18 protein-coding genes are annotated in these 17,996 nt (G+C 37.8%); 8 read left to right on the forward strand and 10 right to left on the reverse strand.

The annotated features are described in order from the left end of the window. Nucleotides 1–15 precede the first annotated feature (15 nt). Genes BM143_RS05890 through BM143_RS05900 form a run of 3 tightly spaced genes read left to right on the forward strand, consistent with a single transcriptional unit; the run spans nt 16 to nt 2,861 of the window. The gene (locus tag BM143_RS05890; protein WP_034729370.1) at nt 16–507 is read left to right on the forward strand and encodes an RNA polymerase sigma factor; all 492 of its coding nucleotides are present in this window, start codon (nt 16–18) and stop codon (nt 505–507) included. Beyond that, a complete protein-coding gene (locus BM143_RS05895; RefSeq protein WP_090023649.1) occupies nt 500–1,174 on the forward strand; it encodes a beta-carotene 15,15'-monooxygenase in 675 nt (224 codons plus the stop codon). The genes BM143_RS05890 and BM143_RS05895 overlap by 8 nt, the downstream gene beginning before the upstream one ends. A 58-nt stretch (nt 1,175–1,232) precedes the next feature. After that, nucleotides 1,233–2,861, forward strand: a complete 1,629-nt coding sequence (locus tag BM143_RS05900) for an AMP-binding protein (protein ID WP_090023650.1) — start codon at nt 1,233–1,235, stop codon at nt 2,859–2,861. 321 nt (nt 2,862–3,182) lie between these two features. Here the strand turns inward: BM143_RS05900 and rpoN are convergent, their stop codons facing one another. The 6 genes from rpoN to BM143_RS05930 form a co-directional block, all read right to left on the reverse strand. Then, entirely contained in the window at nt 3,183–4,646 is a 1,464-nt protein-coding gene (rpoN, locus tag BM143_RS05905) for an RNA polymerase factor sigma-54 (protein WP_034729391.1), read from the reverse strand. A gap of 159 nt (nt 4,647–4,805) precedes the next feature. Beyond that, the gene (gene asnS / locus BM143_RS05910; protein WP_073175781.1) at nt 4,806–6,254 is read right to left on the reverse strand and encodes an asparagine--tRNA ligase; all 1,449 of its coding nucleotides are present in this window, start codon (nt 6,252–6,254) and stop codon (nt 4,806–4,808) included. Nucleotides 6,255–6,460: 206 nt separating this feature from the next. Next, nucleotides 6,461–6,844: a hypothetical protein gene (locus BM143_RS05915; RefSeq protein ID WP_047450000.1), complete on the reverse strand. Its 384-nt coding sequence runs from the start codon at nt 6,842–6,844 to the stop codon at nt 6,461–6,463. A 180-nt stretch (nt 6,845–7,024) separates the two neighbouring features. Continuing rightward, nucleotides 7,025–7,624, reverse strand: coding sequence for a CDP-alcohol phosphatidyltransferase family protein (locus BM143_RS05920; RefSeq protein ID WP_090023651.1), 600 nt, complete (start codon nt 7,622–7,624; stop codon nt 7,025–7,027). A gap of 32 nt (nt 7,625–7,656) precedes the next feature. Next, a complete protein-coding gene (locus BM143_RS05925; RefSeq protein WP_090023652.1) occupies nt 7,657–8,286 on the reverse strand; it encodes a hypothetical protein in 630 nt (209 codons plus the stop codon). Between the two features lie 3 nt (nt 8,287–8,289). Next, on the reverse strand, nt 8,290–8,982 hold the full coding sequence (locus BM143_RS05930; RefSeq protein ID WP_139221997.1) for an LA_2272 family surface repeat-containing protein: 693 nt from the start codon (nt 8,980–8,982) through the stop codon (nt 8,290–8,292). A gap of 106 nt (nt 8,983–9,088) precedes the next feature. On the opposite strand from BM143_RS05930, the gene BM143_RS05935 reads away from it, so the two are divergent. The 4 genes from BM143_RS05935 to BM143_RS05950 all read left to right on the forward strand — a co-directional run bounded on the left by BM143_RS05935 (nt 9,089) and on the right by BM143_RS05950 (nt 13,643). Continuing rightward, on the forward strand, nt 9,089–10,015 hold the full coding sequence (locus tag BM143_RS05935; RefSeq protein ID WP_090023654.1) for a transcriptional regulator: 927 nt from the start codon (nt 9,089–9,091) through the stop codon (nt 10,013–10,015). 1 nt (nt 10,016) lies between these two features. Beyond that, nucleotides 10,017–10,820, forward strand: a complete 804-nt coding sequence (locus BM143_RS05940) for a helix-turn-helix domain-containing protein (protein WP_090023655.1) — start codon at nt 10,017–10,019, stop codon at nt 10,818–10,820. A gap of 66 nt (nt 10,821–10,886) precedes the next feature. Next, nucleotides 10,887–12,539 carry a serine hydrolase domain-containing protein gene (locus tag BM143_RS05945; protein WP_090023656.1) on the forward strand — a complete coding sequence of 551 codons (1,653 nt, stop codon included), beginning with the start codon at nt 10,887–10,889 and terminating at the stop codon, nt 12,537–12,539. A 54-nt stretch (nt 12,540–12,593) separates the two neighbouring features. Next, a complete protein-coding gene (locus BM143_RS05950) occupies nt 12,594–13,643 on the forward strand; it encodes a hypothetical protein (RefSeq protein WP_090023657.1) in 1,050 nt (349 codons plus the stop codon). A 5-nt stretch (nt 13,644–13,648) separates the two neighbouring features. On the opposite strand, the gene rimM is transcribed toward BM143_RS05950, so the two are convergent. Then, a complete protein-coding gene (rimM, locus tag BM143_RS05955; RefSeq protein WP_090023658.1) occupies nt 13,649–14,191 on the reverse strand; it encodes a ribosome maturation factor RimM in 543 nt (180 codons plus the stop codon). A 12-nt stretch (nt 14,192–14,203) separates the two neighbouring features. Further along, nucleotides 14,204–14,770: a 30S ribosomal protein S16 gene (locus BM143_RS05960; RefSeq protein WP_034729410.1), complete on the reverse strand. Its 567-nt coding sequence runs from the start codon at nt 14,768–14,770 to the stop codon at nt 14,204–14,206. 176 nt (nt 14,771–14,946) lie between these two features. Here BM143_RS05960 and BM143_RS05965 point away from each other — a divergent pair, with 176 nt between their 5' ends. Beyond that, nucleotides 14,947–16,563, forward strand: coding sequence for a serine hydrolase (locus BM143_RS05965; protein WP_090023659.1), 1,617 nt, complete (start codon nt 14,947–14,949; stop codon nt 16,561–16,563). A 68-nt stretch (nt 16,564–16,631) separates the two neighbouring features. On the opposite strand, the gene BM143_RS05970 is transcribed toward BM143_RS05965, so the two are convergent. Continuing rightward, nucleotides 16,632–17,144, reverse strand: coding sequence for a nitroreductase family protein (locus BM143_RS05970; RefSeq protein ID WP_090023660.1), 513 nt, complete (start codon nt 17,142–17,144; stop codon nt 16,632–16,634). Nucleotides 17,145–17,193: 49 nt separating this feature from the next. Then, nucleotides 17,194–17,832: a DoxX family membrane protein gene (locus BM143_RS05975; RefSeq protein WP_090023661.1), complete on the reverse strand. Its 639-nt coding sequence runs from the start codon at nt 17,830–17,832 to the stop codon at nt 17,194–17,196. Between the last annotated feature and the right edge of the window lie 164 nt (nt 17,833–17,996).

The following is a 17,996-nucleotide window of genomic DNA, read 5'->3' on the forward strand; positions in this document are numbered from 1 at the left end:
TGCCATTATATATCTATGACTTCCAGAGAAAAAGAATTTGCGCAGCTTATCAAAGATAATCAGGGCCTGATTATCAAAGTTTCGCGTCTGTATACCAATTCTCTCGAAGATGAAGAGGACCTGTTTCAGGAGATCGTACTGCAGCTGTGGAGAAGCTACGATTCTTTTAAAGGGAACTCTAAAATTTCTACGTGGATGTACCGTGTAGCCCTTAATACAGCCATTACTCTTTTCAGAAAAAAAAGCAAAAGCCTCCCTACCAACGAATTGGATATCAACCACAGAGATTTTGTGGAAGATGATGACGATAAGCAGCAGCAGATTTCTCTTCTGTATACTGTGATCAAAACCCTTCCCAATGTAGAACGGGCAATTGTAATGATGTATCTTGACGACCTGCCTTATAAGGATATTGCAGAAAACCTTGGGATCACCGAGGTCAATGCGCGCGTGAAAATGAACAGATTAAAGAAAACCCTTAAAGAACAGATGGAAAAATATGCCTGATTTTGATTTAGACAGCTTTAAGAAAACATGGCAAGAGCAGCCTGTTCAACCGAAATACGACAGCACTGAGATCCTTCAGATGCTGAACAGAAAGTCACGCAATTATGTGAAATATATTTTCTGGATCAGCGTGTTGGAATTTTTATTCTTTTCTGTTTTGGGACTATTTTATTTCTTTCAGGATGAAGAATCGGACAGTTTCCGCAAAATATTAGAAAAACTGGGCGCACAGGAAGCTCCTGAGATAGAAACTAATTTTGACCATGCGTATTTAGCCATCAAAATTATAAGCTTACTGATCACGGCTTATTTTGTCCTGAAATTTTATCAGAATTACCGCAAAATAAAGATTGAGGAAAACCTTAAAGGGCTCATCATAAGAATTATTAAATTCAAAAAGACAGTCAATGCCTTTATCCTGATCAGCATTGCACTGCTGGTTGCCTTTATGTTCGTGTTTACCGCATTTATTTTTTATGTATTAAATTCTCAGAATGTACAGCCTTCCAACTCCAACCTGATCATCGTTATTATCGGGATCATTGTAAGTACGGTCCTTTGTGTGCTTCTGATCTGGTTTTACTACAGACTTGTCTACGGAATCATCATCAGAAAACTGGATAGAAATTTAAAACAGCTTAAAGACATAGATTCTCAGGAAAATTAGTGCAAACAGGCATCAGTTCAAGATTTTTCATTAATTTTATTCCACCAAATCTTAAACTATGCCATTATCTTACGTCTATGGAGCTTCTTCGATTCCATTACTGGGACAAACCATCGGAGGAAATCTTAAAAAGACTGTTGAAAAATACCCCAATCAGGAAGCCTTAGTCTGTGTTCATCAGGATTACAGGGCCACATACCAGGAATTTTATAATCAGACCACTGCTGTTGCAAAAGCCTTAATTTTTTTAGGGGCCAAAGCAGGAGACCGAATTGGAATCTGGTCTTCTAACCGCTATGAATGGGTACTGCTTCAATATGCAACCGCCCGGATCGGAACCATACTGGTAAATATCAATCCTGCTTACAGAACTCATGAACTCACTTACGTCATCAATCAATCGGGAATCCGTTCTATATTTTCTTCTTTAAGCTTTAAAACAAGCAACTACAAAGAAATGGTAGAATACGCCAAAGAAGTCTGCCCCAGCCTGGAACATGAAATTTTCTTTGATGACAACTGGGAAGATTTCCTGAACAACGGACAGGATATTTCAGATGACACACTCCACAGCTTTGAAGAACATGTACAGTTCGACGATCCTGTGAATATTCAATACACTTCAGGAACGACAGGCTTTCCAAAAGGCGTTACCCTTTCCCACCACAATATTTTAAATAACGGATATTTCATCGGTGTACGCTTAAAGTACTCACAAAACGACCGGGTTTGTATTCCGGTACCGTTTTATCACTGTTTCGGAATGGTCATCGGGAATATATGCTGTACGGCTCACGGTGCCTGTATGGTGATCCCGAATGACAGTTTTGATCCGGATATTACGTTAAAAACTGTTTCTGATGAAAAATGTACTTCTTTATACGGAGTTCCAACGATGTTTATCGCCGAACTGGCGGTTAAAGATTTTGAAACCTATGATTTCTCAAATTTAAGGACCGGGGTTATGGCAGGTTCAGTTTGCCCTCCTGAGATCATGAAAAAGGTGGAAAACCTGATGAATATTAAAGAAATGAGTATCTGCTACGGAATGACGGAAACCTCTCCTGTTTCTACCCAGACTTTGATCGGAACGCCCTTAGAAAAGCAGGTAAGTACGGTAGGAACCGTTCAGGATCATCTTGAGATTAAAATCATTGACGAAAACGGAAAGACCCTGGAACGTGGCGAACATGGCGAACTTTGCACCAGAGGTTATTCTGTGATGCTGAAATACTGGAATGACCCTGAAAACACCAAAAAAGTACTGGACGATGCCAGATGGATGCACACCGGCGATATGGCGGTAATGGATGATAACGGCTATATCACCATCTCCGGAAGGATGAAAGACCTGATCATTCGCGGTGGTGAAAATATCTCACCCAAAGAAATTGAAGACTTTTTATACACCTATCCGAATATACTGGATGTACAAATCATAGGAATTCCGAGTGAAAAGTATGGTGAAGAAGTGATGGCCTGGGTAAAGGTGAGAAAAGGTTTTGACGTAACGGAAACTGAACTTCTCGACTACTGCAAAGGCAGAATTGCTCATTATAAAGTTCCTAAATACTGGAAATTTGTGGATGAATTCCCGATGACGATCTCCGGAAAAATACGAAAAGTGGAAATGCGTGAGATTTCTATCAAAGAGCTGGAACTGGATCAATTGAAACAGCGTTCGTAGTTTTTTTGTTTCTGACGCAAAGTTTTTAAATAAAATGATATTGACTTTGAGGAAGGCAAAGAATTCAACTTTGTCACTGATGAAGCTCACAGATAAAACGACTGCTTATTCAGATCAATGAAATTGATCTCTCTTCGCTCACTTGAAATATTCAATGTTATAATAAGACTTTGCGTTAAAAAAAAATTCTCGCAGATTGAGCAAATCAGACTGAATTTATTTTTAGATAAATTGTTAATACTCACTAATAATCTAGACAAATTTTATATTCAAAATAGAAAAGCCCGGATATACCGGGCTTTTACTTTTATGCATAACTTCTTAAAGTTCTTTTCTTAATCTTGCTACCGGAATATTCAGCTGTTCACGGTATTTAGCGATTGTTCTCCTGGCGATATTGTAACCCTGTTCTTTAAGGATCACTACCAATGCATCATCGGTAAGCGGTTTTCTTTTGTTCTCTTTCCCGATCACTTCCTGAAGATGGGTTTTAATTTCTTTGGTAGAAACTTCTTCACCATCATCGTTGGTAAGACTGTCCGAGAAAAGGTCTTTCAGATAAACGATTCCGTTGGATGTATCGGCATATTTACTTTTTACCACTCTTGAAATCGTAGAAATATCAAATCCCGTGATATCTGCAACATCTTTCAGAATCATAGGTCTCAGAGATTTTTCATCACCTGTGATAAAATAATCCTTCTGGAATTTCACGATTGCTGTAATGGTTTGCAACAGGGTATTCTGACGCTGGTTAATAGCATCAATATACCATTTCGCAGCATCTAATTTCTGTTTGATAAACAATGCCGCCTGTTTGTGCTCTGAAGAGTTTTTATCGTGGGAATACGTGGTCAGAATGTCCTTATATTCTTCAGAAACTCTTAAGGTCGGAGCATTTTTGCTGTTCAGCATTGGGATTACCACTCCATCTTTTACCTGGATCACAAAATCCGGAATAATTTCCTGGTTGATGGTGATGGTCTGTGTATCAAAGTTTCCTCCTACTTTCGGAGACAGTTTTGAGATCTCATCAAGGGCATCTTTAAGATCTTCTTCTTCGATATCGTACTTCTGGATGATCTTGTTGTAATGCTTATTGGTAAGGGCATCGAACTGATGTCTTAAGATATTGGCTGCGAGGGAAACTGCTTTATCGGAACTTACTTTCTTTTCGATCTGAAGCAACAGGCATTCCTGAAGACCTCTGGCTCCCACTCCAGGTGGATCCAGCTTCTGGATATAATTTTCCAGAATGTCTTCCACTTTTTCCTTTGTGGTATAAATTCCCTGTGAGAAAGCAAGATCATCTACGATCGCTTTGATTTCTCTTCTCAGATAACCGTCCGTGTCAAGGTTTCCGATCACATATTCCGCAATCTTCTCATCCTCATCACTGATGTTCACCAGGTGAATCTGTTCCAAGAGATAGTCATATAACGACTGTCCTTCCGTCAGAAGGCTTTCGTTATCGAACTCTTCATCGTCCGGAGAATAGTTACTGGATGCAGTTTTATAGTTGGGCTCGTCATCGTAGATATACTCGTTGACGTCAAAATCTGTTTCAATGCTGGCTGTTCCTTCATCCTGATAAGCATCTTCAAGAGAAGAGAATTCATCTTCTTTTGGATCTTCCTTTACAATTTCCAAAGCAGGATTCTCTTCTAGCTCCCGTTCCAGCTCCTCTTCAAATTCCAGGGTGTGAAGCTGGATAAGCTTCATCAGCTGGATCTGCTGAGGTGCCAGCTTCTGTCCTAACTTGAGTTGTAAGTGTTGTTTAAGCATATTAGTCTTTGTGTTTTAACATAACATATTCTACGAATTTAATAAATTAATTCGACAAAAAACACATTTAGCATGATTTTTGCATTACACTTATTAATATAATAAACTATTAGAAAATAAAAAAGCCTTAATTTTTACATTAAGGCTTTTTTTATTGATCTAGAATTCAGCGCTTTTCGGTGTTCTAGGGAAAGGAATCACGTCTCTGATATTGGTCATTCCCGTAACGAAAAGAACCAGTCTTTCCAACCCTAATCCGAAGCCTGCATGCGGCACAGAACCAAACTTTCGGGTATCAAGGTACCACCAAAGCTCTTCTGCATCTACGTGCATATCTTCCATTTTCTGTTTTAATACGTCTAATCGCGCTTCTCGCTCAGAACCTCCGATGATCTCCCCGATTCCCGGGAAAAGAACGTCCATTGCTGCAACGGTCTTATTGTCATCGTTCAGTTTCATGTAGAACGCTTTGATTTCTTTCGGATAGTCGAACAATACTACCGGGCATTCAAAATGCTTTTCAACCAGGTATCTTTCATGCTCAGACTGAAGATCCGCACCCCAGTTCTCCACCGGATACTGGAATTTTCCTTTTTTATTCTCTTTAGAGTTCAGTAAGATCTCAATAGCTTCCGTATAGCTAACACGTTTGAAGCGTTTAGCGATAACGTTTTGAAGTTTTTCGATAAGACCTTCTTTAGCTCTGTCTTTTTCCGGTTTTCCTTTCTGTTCTTCTTCAAAACGGGTGTTCAGGAATTCAAGATCATCTTTACAGTTGTCAAGAACGTACTGGATCACATATTTTAAGAAATCTTCCGCAAGGTCGATGTTGTCTTCAAGGTTGTTGAATGCCACTTCCGGCTCTATCATCCAGAACTCTGCAAGGTGTCTTGTCGTATTTGAATTTTCTGCACGGAAAGTAGGTCCGAATGTATAAATTCTACCTAATCCCATCGCTGCCGTTTCTCCTTCAAGCTGCCCTGAAACCGTAAGGTTGGTCTTTTTACCGAAGAAATCCTGTGCAAAATCAATTTCACCTTCTTCCGTTCTTGGCATATTGTTCAGGTCAAAGTTGGTGACACCGAACATTTCACCTGCTCCTTCTGCATCTGCACCTGTAATCACCGGTGTGTTGATATAGAAAAACTGGTTTTGGTTAAAGAATGAATGCACGGCAAAACTCACCGCGTGACGTACTCTGAAAACAGCTCCAAATACATTGGTTCTGAATCTTAAGTGTGCCTGCTCACGAAGTTTCTCCAAGCTGTGTTTTTTAGGCTGAAGAATCGTGTTCTGAAGTTCTTCTGTGAAGTTATCTCCTAAAATGATGATCTTTTTAGCAATAATTTCTACTGCCTGTCCCGCTCCCTGGCTTTCCACCACTTCTCCGATTACTTTCAGGGAAGAAGCTGTACTGATCTTCTTTAGGATCTCTTCATCAAAATTTTCAAAATCAACAACTATCTGCAAATTATTAATCGTAGATCCATCATTAAGGGCAATAAAGCGATTGGCACGGAATGATCTTACCCATCCGTAAACTGTAATGTCATGATGTAATACTTTCTTGTAATCCTGTAGGATTTCTTTAATCGTCTGCTTTTTCATTTGTTGATTATAAATTTTCGTATAAAAATTAACGTCTGCAAAGTTACAAAAAAACAGCGCAACTTGATGATTACGCTGTATTTTTAAAAAATCATTTATTAAAATATTGAATCTAAAATTATGCTATGGATATTATCCAGGCGATGATACAACGATAAATATTTATTAAATCTATCAATATAATGTTTTGCAGCTACACATGCATATTACAACATCCCTGCCTGAAGATTCTTTTTCCTATTTCTCTTTTTTAATATCAGTGCTACCAAGCAAGGAAGCACACCCAACATGCAAGCATAAATAGGTAAAAAGACAAACGCCAATGCAGATTGGCCATCTTCTGCTATACCACCTATATTAAAATAAAAGATAATAGGAAGTAAGAGTGGAAAGATCAGCAGTATCATAAAAGCCAAACCATAGCAGATCCTAATAGCCAAACTATGCATTGCATTAATGATCAATGTATGGAAAATAAAAAATAAAACAATTGGTGCCAGTACAAACCAAGTTATGAAACTAAACTTCAATAGGAGAAGATTCAACACTGCGGCCAACAAGCAAATTAACGGTACAATAAGTTTTTTCATTTTATTAAGTTTAAATTTTAATTTATCATTTAAATAACCACATTTGGTTTATTTAGCCCAATTGGCATTCAAATACTTTAGGATATAATCGGAAGAGTCTATAGGGATACAAAAAGTCACTGAAAACGAGTGACAGCGTTACTCGTTAAACTTCCCACTTCCTTTCTTTACATTCACTTTCTAATTAAAGAATACGGTTTTCTTCAGCTCTTTTCCATTCCGTATCTTCCATGCATGATAGGAACTCGGTACGTCGTACTGCCATTTAGGAAGCAATAAGACAATTAAAATCACATCAATATGAGAGGCAAATCCCAGTACAACCGTGAGATAAAATGCCCAGCCCGTTTGCTGAAACCCGATCAGATAGGTAAAGGCAATCAGCAGACTCAGACCCCACATTTTTGACAGAAATGCATGCGTACAGGTCTCTTTTCCGAATTTCCAGATACTGACGACGTAGCAAAGTGCTTCCATGACTAAGATTAAAAGAATTCCCTGCCATTCATTTTTAATCAGATCAGGATTCAGAAAATAAGATGCAAACCCTAAGGACAGCCAGAAAATCAAATCGGTCTGACTGTCCAGTCTTCTTAATTTTTCCGAGGAAACGCCCACCTTCCGGGCAATGATTCCATCGAAAATATCCGTCAATAAGCCAAAATACATCAATCCTAAAATTAAAGATCCTGCTTCTGTTCCTTTGAAATAAGCTAATAACAGAATCACCGGAGCCAAGATAAATCTGGTTGCGATCAGCAGATATGGTAATTTTTTCATAATTTTTTGTTTTTTTAAATCAATTATTTCATCTAAAACTTAAAGTATATTCCTGTTTCTACGGAGAAAGAATTAAAATCTTTAGGAACTGTATTTCTGTACCAGAGTTGATAGGGCATGTATGAAGCCTGAATGCCCAATCCTATATTCTTTCTCCAGAACCTTATTCCCTGTCCAATTTTTAATGACGCAACACTTTCCAATTTGGTGTCAATATGAATTGTATTTTGATTATCGTTTTGCTCAGCCTCATCAGATGGTATTCCTTTGCCGTCAAAGAATAAATTGTGAAAACTGAGTTCACTTACCCATTCTATTCTATTATTTCTCACAGGATAACTTTTGACCAACCTAGCACCCAAATTCACTATAAATTCCTGAGAACGCACCCTGTAAAACAGTCCTTTTTTACCGTAATCAAAATCATACAAACTATTACTATAATTGAAGTTACCTCCTATTTCCAGGTGAGTTTTCGTTTCATCTACCGGATAGCGATACCAATATCCAATGTAAAATCCAGGACTCTGCTTTACTTTTTCAGCAGAAAAATTCAGATAGCTCCCAGTCTCGATCAGTGATCTTTTCCGGTGATCATTAATTTCTCCGGTTTGGGCTGTTATATTTATACAGCATGCCAAACAAAAAAGAATCGTTTTCATAGGCTAAAAGTTGATAAATGGCAGCGTTCTTTTGGCATTCTTATTCCAAAAACCGATCTGAAGACCTTTATTCCTGTCTGTTTTATTTACCAGGCCTATTTGCATACCTTTATGATCTTTACTCACATTCACAGCTCCGGCCTGAATACCTTTCATTGTTCCTGTATGGTTATAAAGTCCCAATTGAACTCCTCCAAATTGATCAGCTGTGTTGCTAAAAGAGATTAAAAGTCCTTTGCCGGTACCTGCCGAATTATTGATAAAGGAAATATGCAGCCCATTCAGCTTACCAGAATTATTATTAAATCCGTTTACTGTAAACCCATTAGTGGTCTGGGCAACATGATACATTGAGATTCCGATTCCATTCAGTTTTTTAGCATTGGTAACGCCTCCTGTAGAAATATGAAGGCCGTTGATAGAAACTGTTGCCTGCTCATCGGTAGGAACTTTAATGGCATGAGGCAGCAAAGGATAAATCAAAGAAAATGGATTCCCCTGCAGATTAAGCCCGTTGATTGTTTGGGATTGATAATCATCCACTACACCAAGATTAATTCCATTGGTATTTTCCACTTGAGCTTTCGGAGTGAATGTAATTACTTTTGATTTTATTCTTTCAACCTGCAAACTATCCTGAGCACTGATGACACTTCCCGCAAAGAGACCGATCATCATTAACAATTTTATTTTCATAACTCACTGTTTTAAAATGATACATCAAAAGTATCTGTGAAAATCACAATTCCGAATGCGAAAAAAAATTAAAATAAAGAAGTACATTTGTGAAAATCACAAAAACATGCATCAGGAACTTTTACTTAAGGAAATACGAAAGAAAATTGGGGACAAATCTTTAAATGACGAGATCGCCAATATTCTCAATATAAGCTATGATGCATCCCACAGAAGAACGTCTCTGAAAGCAAAGTTCAGCTTTGAAGAAGCTCTGGAGCTGGCAAAGTATTATCAGATTTCTCTCAATCAATTTATCACTTCAGATCAACAGCTTGTGGTTCAGAAAACTTCGGGTGTGGACAAAACAGAAGATCTAAAGTCTTTTTTTCAGAATAATCTGAGCGTTTTTGAAAATTTACCACTGTCTGATGAGATGACTGTTTATTATTCTGCCAAGGATATTCCTTTTTTCTACACGCTTTCGGACACATTGCTTTCCCGTTTTAAGATTTATGTCTGGATGAATCTGCTTAATGCAAAACAGGTTTTCATTCCTTTTATGCAGTTTTCACCGCCTTATTTTGAATCCAATACGCAGGAGCTGAAGAAAAGATACGAAGCACAAAATGTTGTAGAATTGTGGAATGACAGGACCATTTCCAGTATTTTACAGCAGATTTTATTCTACTACGAAACCGGACTTTTACAGAAAAATGAAGCTGAAATTATCCTGAAAGAACTCAGAGAACTTATAGAATATATTGAGAAGAAAACGGAAAGCAATCCAAAATTTCATTTGTATGAAAATGAACTGATGCATCTGTCCAATGACATTTTTTTCCATCATCCGCAACAGTCGCTTTTTGCCATACCGATCAATATGTTTGGCTATATTTTGATTAATGACGAAAAAACCTGTGGTGAAACACGGAATTATTTTGAACACCAGATTAAAAATTCAAAATCGCTGAACACATCCGGAAACCGCGACAGAAAGATATTTTTCAATAAAATGTTCGAGCAAATTGAAAATTTAAAACAAAAGCTATAATATGAATACCCTCCATAATGGTGAATTTTTCGGACAGACCAATGAAACCCTGCGTTTCGATGGATTGACCATTACGGATACGGAATACACGCATCCCTACGTCGACTGGCATTATCATGAAAATGCTTATTTCACTTTTCTGCTGCAGGGAAATATGACGGAAGGAAACAGAAAGGAAACCTATGACTGTCCTGCAGGAACGCTGCTTTACCATCATTGGGAAGATGCTCATTACAATATCAAACCGGATATTTTTACGAGAGGTTTTCATCTTGAACTTACCGAAGAATGGTTTGAACAGTTTGGGGTTCCCAAAGACTCCATTGAAGGAAGCTTTAATCTGAAAAATCCTGCTATAAAATTATTAATGTACAGGATTTTCAGGGAGACAAAAGTGAATGATCCTTCTTTTGAACTGTCTGTTCACGAGCTTCTGCTTAACCTATTCAATCAGCTGACAGAGAAGGGAGGAAATTTTGACAGAAAACCAACCTGGGTCAGTAAGATTGATGAAATACTTCACGAAAATTGTACAGAAAAACTGAGCCTGACGGAACTTTCAAAGACATTAGATATTCATCCTGTTCATTTAAGCAGGGATTTTCAGAAACATTTTCACTGTACTTTAGGGGTATACATCAAAAAACTGAAGATCAATAAATCTCTGACGCTTCTCAACACTTATCCATCTCTGGCTGAAGTGGCCCTGGAATGTGGTTTTGCAGATCAAAGTCATTTTATCAGATCATTCAGAGAATATACGGGGATTACTCCTTTGCAATACAAAACTCTTCTGAAGAAATAATAATGTTAATTTCATTCTATTTTTTCCGAAAACCTATTTATACTTTTGTTCAGATAAAATATTAAAATGAAATCTATTCTTCTGTTTGTCTTATTTCTAAGTTTCGGGCTTTCTTTTGGGCAATCCAAAAATCTTACAGATCCGGATCCGGTCACGCTTCCTCTTCATAAAAAATACATCAACACTATTGTTTTTCTGGATAAAACCATAGCTCCCGACCAATTAAAAGAATCCGATTTTCTTAAGACGATGGAATTTCAGGAAGATAAGGATTTGGGCATCCGCATTTTTATGGACAATGCTCTGGTTAATTATCTACATCAAATCGATCCTTCACTATCAACCGATGAGCTCCTGAAAAAAGGAAATTATCAATTCAATTTCTTTGTTGACGGAAAATTGATCTACACTGAAAATCTGAATACCGGAGCAGGAATTGCTGAAGACAAAAAGAAGAAAACTACGTTGAGAATTCCTTTATCAAGTTCAAAAAACGAAGATTCATGGGGAAGGTATTTGTGGATGAGATTCTATCTTGGCAACGGTGGAATTGATGCACTGGAAGAGGGAAAACATGTTCTGAAAATTGAAATCAAGCCCTATTTAAAAACTCCATCATTAAAGGTTGGACCTACGATTGCAGCAGGGGAAATTAACTTAACAATCCCCCGTAAAAATATTCCACAACAACAAGTTGCCATTCAAAAGATACAGCCCAATAGCGGATGGAAAGTTTCAGATGAAAAACTGGATCAGGAAAAAATAAAACTTTTAAATACAAAAATTGCTGAAAACCGATTCAGAGAGATCACAAGTATTGTCGTGATCAAAAATGAAAAGCTTCTTCTGGAAGAATATTTCAACCAATCCGGAAGAGATTCTCTGCAGGATACACGTTCGGTAGGAAAGTCTTTTGCGTCGGCTTTGACGGGTATTGCGATAAAAGACGGACATCTTAAAAGTGAAAGCCAGATGCTGAAAGATTTTTATGATTTGAAACAGTTCAAAAACTATTCGTCCGGAAAGGATAGCGTTACCATTAAAAGTCTTCTGACGATGAGCTCCGGATTCGACGGTAATGATCAGGATGAAAGCTCGCCTGGAAATGAGGAAAATATGTATCCTACCTACAACTGGGTAAAGTTCACCCTAGATTTGCCTACAACAGAGAATAAGCCTGGAAAAGTCTGGAACTATTTCACTTCAGGCGTTGTGGTGACAGGAGATATTTTAGACAAAAATGTTCCAAAAGGTCTTGAAAAGTATGCGGATAAAAAGTTGTTTCAACCCCTTGGCATCACTCATTATAAATGGCAGTTCACCCCACAACAAAAACCTTCTCTGGCTGGTGGATTACGTATGAAATCGCTGGATTTTGCTAAGTTTGGACAGCTTTATAAAAATAATGGAATATGGAACGGAAAGAACATTATCGATAAAAATTGGGTAAAAAAATCTTTCACCAACTATTTCACCAACGATCCTGATTCTGAAGGCTATGGCTACTTATTCTGGAGAAAAATCTATAAAGTAGGAAACCGGAATTTTGAAGCGTATCAATGCAGTGGAAACGGCGGAAACAAAATAATTATGTTCACGGAAATCCCTGTAGTGATCGTCATTACAGCTAAAGCATACAATAAATCTTATGCACATGTACAGTCGGAGAAGATTGTTCAGGAGTATTTATTAACAGCGCTGGGTTATGGTAATGAGTGATAGGTCAGAATATTGTTGAATGGGTAAAAAATGTATCTTTAATAAAAATAAACCATGAGGATTTCACTTGTATTGTCGCTTTTCGTTTTATCATCATGCTATAGTCCGAAAACCGATGTAGAAGAAGACAAGCATCCTGAGATCCCTGAATTTCCTCATTTCTCAGACGAGACCGTTGTTTTGGAAAAAGTTATGGAGCTGCCGCTTTCGCAGAAGGATAACTGCAGGTATCTGGTTAAAGATAATTACTTTTTGGTCTATAATTTCCCGGTCACAGATTCCCACCAAAATAACACCAACATGATTTTTATAATGACGGAAGGAAAGCTGGCTATTTCTGAGCAATGGAAGAACAGGCCGGGTATCAACAATCTGGCTTTTGTAGATGAGGCAGGTAATGTATACGCCAATAACCGGAAATACCTGGCTCCGGATTTCCGTTACAAAAAGTTTCTGCCTTTTTATGACCTCAACGATATTACAAAGAAATACGAACATCTTTTCCATACCGGTGAATCCGAAAAAGACTCTGCCCTCTTCAAAAAAATAGGAGATGAACAGTCTGTTCTCCAGAAAAATGTTCTGGACAAAGCTGATCAGATTGTATTGGTAGCCGATCTCATGAATACTGAAATTCCGGATCATGCGATCTATGGTGCTAACTACCTGTTTAATCCCGGACAGAAAAATACTTATTTCGTGTCTTATAACCTCCTACAGGATCTGAAAACAAAAGATTCAACTGTGGAAAAGGATCCTGTTTACACCAAAATCCTTCCAAAGATCAGACTTTCTCCAAACGAAAACAATTTCTCTCCTGAAATCCGTAAGGAGTACAGAGATACGATATCGTTCAATATAAAGGATAAAATTGTTTCCGGAAACCGATGGTTCAGCACAGGGAATCATTTTGTGGCTTCTTTTGGCTACTATCCGGTTTATATGTATTACTATGATGTAAAACTTGGTAACAAAACGGTTTCCACCAAAGAAGACCATACCAAAATAGTCGCTTCTGATCCTATAAAGACCAAAACGGGGAAATATTTCTTAGTAAGTAATGTGAGAGAGGGGAAGTTTCAGATCTATTATCTGAAAAACTGATCGGACTATTCGTCTTTTTTAGAGGACACTAAAAAAACGTCGATAAGTCCTTCCGGAAGCTGCATTTTGATGAATCTTTCTTCTCTGTTCACCTCCAGGATCCAGTCTTTGATGATAGGAATCACTACTTCTTTTCCGTCCAGGTTGGTCACGAAATAGTTTTGAGCAGTCTGATCGTTTACAGATCTTATCACCCCGCATTCTTTATCATTTTCATCAAGAATATCGAAACCGATGATCTCGTGATAATAAAACTGCTTTCCGGAAAGTTTCGGAAGTGTAGCAAGCGGAAGATAGACACTTTTCCCTAAAGATTGGTCTACCAGTGTTTCGGAAGAATTTTTAAATGCAATGTTCAGAGCATCGTTTTTGCTCCATGATGTTTTGTCAATAAAAAATGGAACCAATAATCCGTTGATTTCAACGAATATTGATTCCAATTTATTGTAAAGCTCGGGTTGATCGGTATCCAATTTAAGGATAACGTTTCCCGCAAGGCCATGTCTGCGTGTGATTTTTCCTAGTAAATAGCAATCTTCTTTACGCATACAGGTTTATTTTTAAGCTTCAGTGTTTTCTTCAGTTTCAGCAGCAGGAGCTTCTCCTTCTGTAGCTTCAGCAACAACTTCTTCAGCAGGTGCGTTAGCAGCTTCTTCAGCAGCTTTAGCATCAGCTTCAACTTGTGCAGCAGCAGCAACTCTAGCTTCGTTTACTTTAACTTCAGCTTCTAAAGCAGCTTTCTTAGCGTCAGCCTGAGCTTTAGTTAAACCTTCTACTTTACCTTGTACTTTTTGATCTTTAGATTCTACCCAAGCATTGAATCTTTTTTCAGCTTCAGCTTCGTCAAAAGCACCTTTAGCAACTCCACCTTGTAAGTGTTTTTTGTAAAGGGCACCTTTATAAGAAAGGATAGCTCTTGCAGTATCAGTTGGCTGAGCACCGTTGTTTAACCACTTTACAGCAGAATCAACGTTCAAATCGATAGTAGCAGGGTTAGTAATTGGGTTGTAAGTTCCTAGTTTCTCGATGAATCTACCATCTCTTCTAGCTCTAGAATCTGCAACCACGATGTGGAAGAAAGGCTTACCTTTTTTACCGTGTCTTTGTAATCTGATTTTTACTGACATAATGTTGTGAATTTTATGGGAACTCGTCCCAGTTAAATATTTAAGAGTGCAAAGATAATAAAAAAAACTAATCCTCCATATAATAAATTACTTTCTCTGATATTTAACCTAATATTTTTATTTAATCCCGGAAAATTACCGGAAAAAACAGGATATTTGAACAACAAAATTACGAAATGTTTAAGCACTTATTTTTCATCCTTATTATTTTATCTGCTGTAAAAATTCAAGGTCAGACTCGAGAAGAAAAAATCAATACCTTAGTTCATGCCTATACTCATATAGACCGTTTTAACGGAAGTATTCTGGTTGCAGACAAAGGAAAAATAATTTTCGAAAAAAGCTTTGGAATTCAGGATTTTCAAACCAAAGAAAAAAACACTAACCAAAGCATATACCGGATCTATTCCACCACAAAAACATTTACGGCTACAACAGTTCTCCTGCTAAACGAAGAAGGAAAATTATCCCTGAATGATAAACTCTCTAAATATTATCCCGATTTTCCTAAAGGAGACAGCATTACCATAGAGAATTTAATTACCCATACTTCGGGAATTCCTAATGACACCGGCCCCGAGAGCACCAAGAATGAAGCGGTTTTTATGAAATCTATTTCCCAGCAGCCTTTTGTTTTTTCTCCGGGAAAAGGCTGGGGCTACAGCAATTCCAATTATTATATTTTAGGATACATTATTACAAAGGTAAGCGGGATGCCATATCCGAAAGCGATTCAACATTATATTCTGGATCCGTTGGGAATGAAAAATACAGGGTTTGGGTTTAAAGATTTAAAAGATAAAAACAAGACAACCGGCTACGAATATTTGTCTCCCCACAACTACCGTGAAGCTGTGGTTTATGATTATGACCACCCTCATGCGGCAGGCGCCATGTATTCTACCGTTGAAGATTTATACAAATTCGACCAGGGTATCAAAGCTTATAAAATTCTTAAAAAGGAGACTTTGAAAAAAGCACAGACTCCTTTCAAAACTTACGATTTCGGTTATGGCTGGCACCGGCAGATCATAAAAGGAAAAACAACCATTGGTCATGATGGAGGCGGACCTGGCTTTATAAGCCGATTCCTGACAATTCCTGATGAAGATATTTCTATTATTGTTTTGAGTAATGCAAGGGATAACAGTGTTTTTGAAATCGCCGACAAAATCATCGCTATTCTTGCCGGCGAGACGTATGACCTTCCGAAAAAAGTCAACATTGGAGCAAAATATGAAAAAGACCTGACAGGTTTATACCAATCAAAAAACTCCACTTTCTATATTTTAGCTAATGATAATAAGCTGAACTTTAAAGAAACCAATGAAGGAGAAGGTATACTTTTTACAGAAAGCAGCACCAAATTTTATATCAACAATCAAATTGGAGAGCGAATCTATTTTGAATTCAAGCCCGACACTAATGGTAAAAACACAGTTTTAAACATTGTTATGAAGGATAAAATTGTAAAAGAAGCGAAAAAAAATGACGATAATTTTCTTTGGGGTATTACCGGAAGTGCTACTGCAAACGGTTGGAACGGTCCTGATATCAAACTTGTTCCGAATGAAAAGAATAAGGATATTTTAGAAGCCAGAAATATTCCGTTGCAATCCGGCCAGATCAAATTCAGAGGAAATAACGAATGGACCCTGGATCTCGGTATTAATGACAATAACCAGCTCACTCAATATGGCAGAAATATCAACGTGGAAGCCGGAACTTACGATATCATTTTTGATACAACCAATCCGATACGCCCGACGTATCAACTGGTTAAAAAGAAATAAATTAAATCCTGGCATTTCGGAAATAAGTGAAATGTCAGGATTTAAAAATGTTTAAAGAGCTCGTTAAACTAATTACTATTTCCCATATAGAAAAGCCCCAGACATTTCTGGTTTTCTTCGATGGTCAAAGATTCCTTAAGATGGTTGACAATGGCAGGAGAACTCCAGTAGCAACCTACTTGATGAGCTGTACAGGTAAGGTACATATTCTGTACCGCCATAGAAACGGCAGCGATCTCTTCCCATTCCGGAACCATACCACTGAAATTAACCACAATGGAAATCACAGCATCCGCTTTATTGATCTTAAAACCGATATCCTGATATTTCTTCTCTAAAAAGGTCTGTTCGGATTGGGTAGCCTTGTAAATAGACTGCATTTCTAAAGCCAGTTTTGCTTTTTCTTCCCCTCTGAAGATCTTAAAACGCCAAGGTTTTGTACGCTTGTGATTCGGGGCTAATGTCGCTGAGTGTAAGATTTCATCTATGACTTCCTGAGCGATTTCGGTCTCAGTATAATCTTTTGGAAAGATGCTTCTTCTCTGTTCTATGATTTCTTTTAAAATTTCTGCATTATTCATGCTGCAAATTTACAATATGAAATTGAATGCATTACAGTATTACATTGATTTAACTTTGATTTTTCACCAATAACCGGCGGCTTTTATATGCTTTATACTGAGTTAATAAGAAGGTAAGCATCATAACAACAGTCAATCCTCTCCATATCCAACGTTCCAGGCCTTCCTTTACAGGTCCCGGCCATGATAAACCAAGAAGACAGATAGTGTACATCATGCCAGCATTGATCCAGATACGTCCCGGATCGGGATAGGATTTCATGGTCAGGGACTGATTATAGACAAGAACAGGCATCAGTTTATGATGATCCCAGATCAGCAAAACGGTGACCGCAATCATCATGAGAGATGTAATCAACCATGTTCCGGTAAATGAAAGACTGATGGTAATGATCCAGATGTTCGTTAATATCGCTAAAAATAGAAGAGCTCCCAAAAGCGCGAACCGCTGGGTCATCAGTAAAATGCCGGCCACAATCTGGGATAGTCCTAAAAAATTCCAGTAAAATCCTGTCTGATACATGGCTTCAAAGAAATAACCTATTGGGGTATCTATTGAAAGAACGGTAAATCTGTTTCCCAATAATTTCGTCAGGCCTGAAGGAAAAAATGCAAATCCCACCAAATACCTTAGGTGAATAATGATCCACTGATTCAGCTTGTTGGTTCTTAATTTTTCAAATGTCATGGCTTGCTTTGGGTTGTAGGATTTTTGAGTAGATGAGTTTTGTTGATGGTTGCTAGCTGCTTGGTGCTGGTTATATAGTTTACAAAATTTGCGGTAAAAACGTCTCATGTTTGATATCTGACATCTTGATTCTAAAATTCACCATTCACCCTTTAAAGCAGACA

Origin of the sequence: Chryseobacterium oleae (genome assembly GCF_900115055.1) — a bacterium.
GTDB lineage: Bacteria > Bacteroidota > Bacteroidia > Flavobacteriales > Weeksellaceae > Chryseobacterium > Chryseobacterium oleae.

What these genes read in the sequence shown, in the direction of transcription:
- BM143_RS05890 (WP_034729370.1), top strand. Translation starts at nt 16, where the DNA reads ATGACTTCCAGAGAAAAAGAATTTGCGCAGCTTATCAAAGATAATCAG.
- BM143_RS05895 (WP_090023649.1), top strand. Translation starts at nt 500, where the DNA reads ATGCCTGATTTTGATTTAGACAGCTTTAAGAAAACATGGCAAGAGCAG.
- BM143_RS05900 (WP_090023650.1), top strand. Translation starts at nt 1,233, where the DNA reads ATGCCATTATCTTACGTCTATGGAGCTTCTTCGATTCCATTACTGGGA.
- rpoN (WP_034729391.1), bottom strand. Translation starts at nt 4,646, where the DNA reads ATGCTTAAACAACACTTACAACTCAAGTTAGGACAGAAGCTGGCACCT.
- asnS (WP_073175781.1), bottom strand. Translation starts at nt 6,254, where the DNA reads ATGAAAAAGCAGACGATTAAAGAAATCCTACAGGATTACAAGAAAGTA.
- BM143_RS05915 (WP_047450000.1), bottom strand. Translation starts at nt 6,844, where the DNA reads ATGAAAAAACTTATTGTACCGTTAATTTGCTTGTTGGCCGCAGTGTTG.
- BM143_RS05920 (WP_090023651.1), bottom strand. Translation starts at nt 7,624, where the DNA reads ATGAAAAAATTACCATATCTGCTGATCGCAACCAGATTTATCTTGGCT.
- BM143_RS05925 (WP_090023652.1), bottom strand. Translation starts at nt 8,286, where the DNA reads ATGAAAACGATTCTTTTTTGTTTGGCATGCTGTATAAATATAACAGCC.
- BM143_RS05930 (WP_139221997.1), bottom strand. Translation starts at nt 8,982, where the DNA reads ATGAAAATAAAATTGTTAATGATGATCGGTCTCTTTGCGGGAAGTGTC.
- BM143_RS05935 (WP_090023654.1), top strand. Translation starts at nt 9,089, where the DNA reads ATGCATCAGGAACTTTTACTTAAGGAAATACGAAAGAAAATTGGGGAC.
- BM143_RS05940 (WP_090023655.1), top strand. Translation starts at nt 10,017, where the DNA reads ATGAATACCCTCCATAATGGTGAATTTTTCGGACAGACCAATGAAACC.
- BM143_RS05945 (WP_090023656.1), top strand. Translation starts at nt 10,887, where the DNA reads ATGAAATCTATTCTTCTGTTTGTCTTATTTCTAAGTTTCGGGCTTTCT.
- BM143_RS05950 (WP_090023657.1), top strand. Translation starts at nt 12,594, where the DNA reads ATGAGGATTTCACTTGTATTGTCGCTTTTCGTTTTATCATCATGCTAT.
- rimM (WP_090023658.1), bottom strand. Translation starts at nt 14,191, where the DNA reads ATGCGTAAAGAAGATTGCTATTTACTAGGAAAAATCACACGCAGACAT.
- BM143_RS05960 (WP_034729410.1), bottom strand. Translation starts at nt 14,770, where the DNA reads ATGTCAGTAAAAATCAGATTACAAAGACACGGTAAAAAAGGTAAGCCT.
- BM143_RS05965 (WP_090023659.1), top strand. Translation starts at nt 14,947, where the DNA reads ATGTTTAAGCACTTATTTTTCATCCTTATTATTTTATCTGCTGTAAAA.
- BM143_RS05970 (WP_090023660.1), bottom strand. Translation starts at nt 17,144, where the DNA reads ATGAATAATGCAGAAATTTTAAAAGAAATCATAGAACAGAGAAGAAGC.
- BM143_RS05975 (WP_090023661.1), bottom strand. Translation starts at nt 17,832, where the DNA reads ATGACATTTGAAAAATTAAGAACCAACAAGCTGAATCAGTGGATCATT.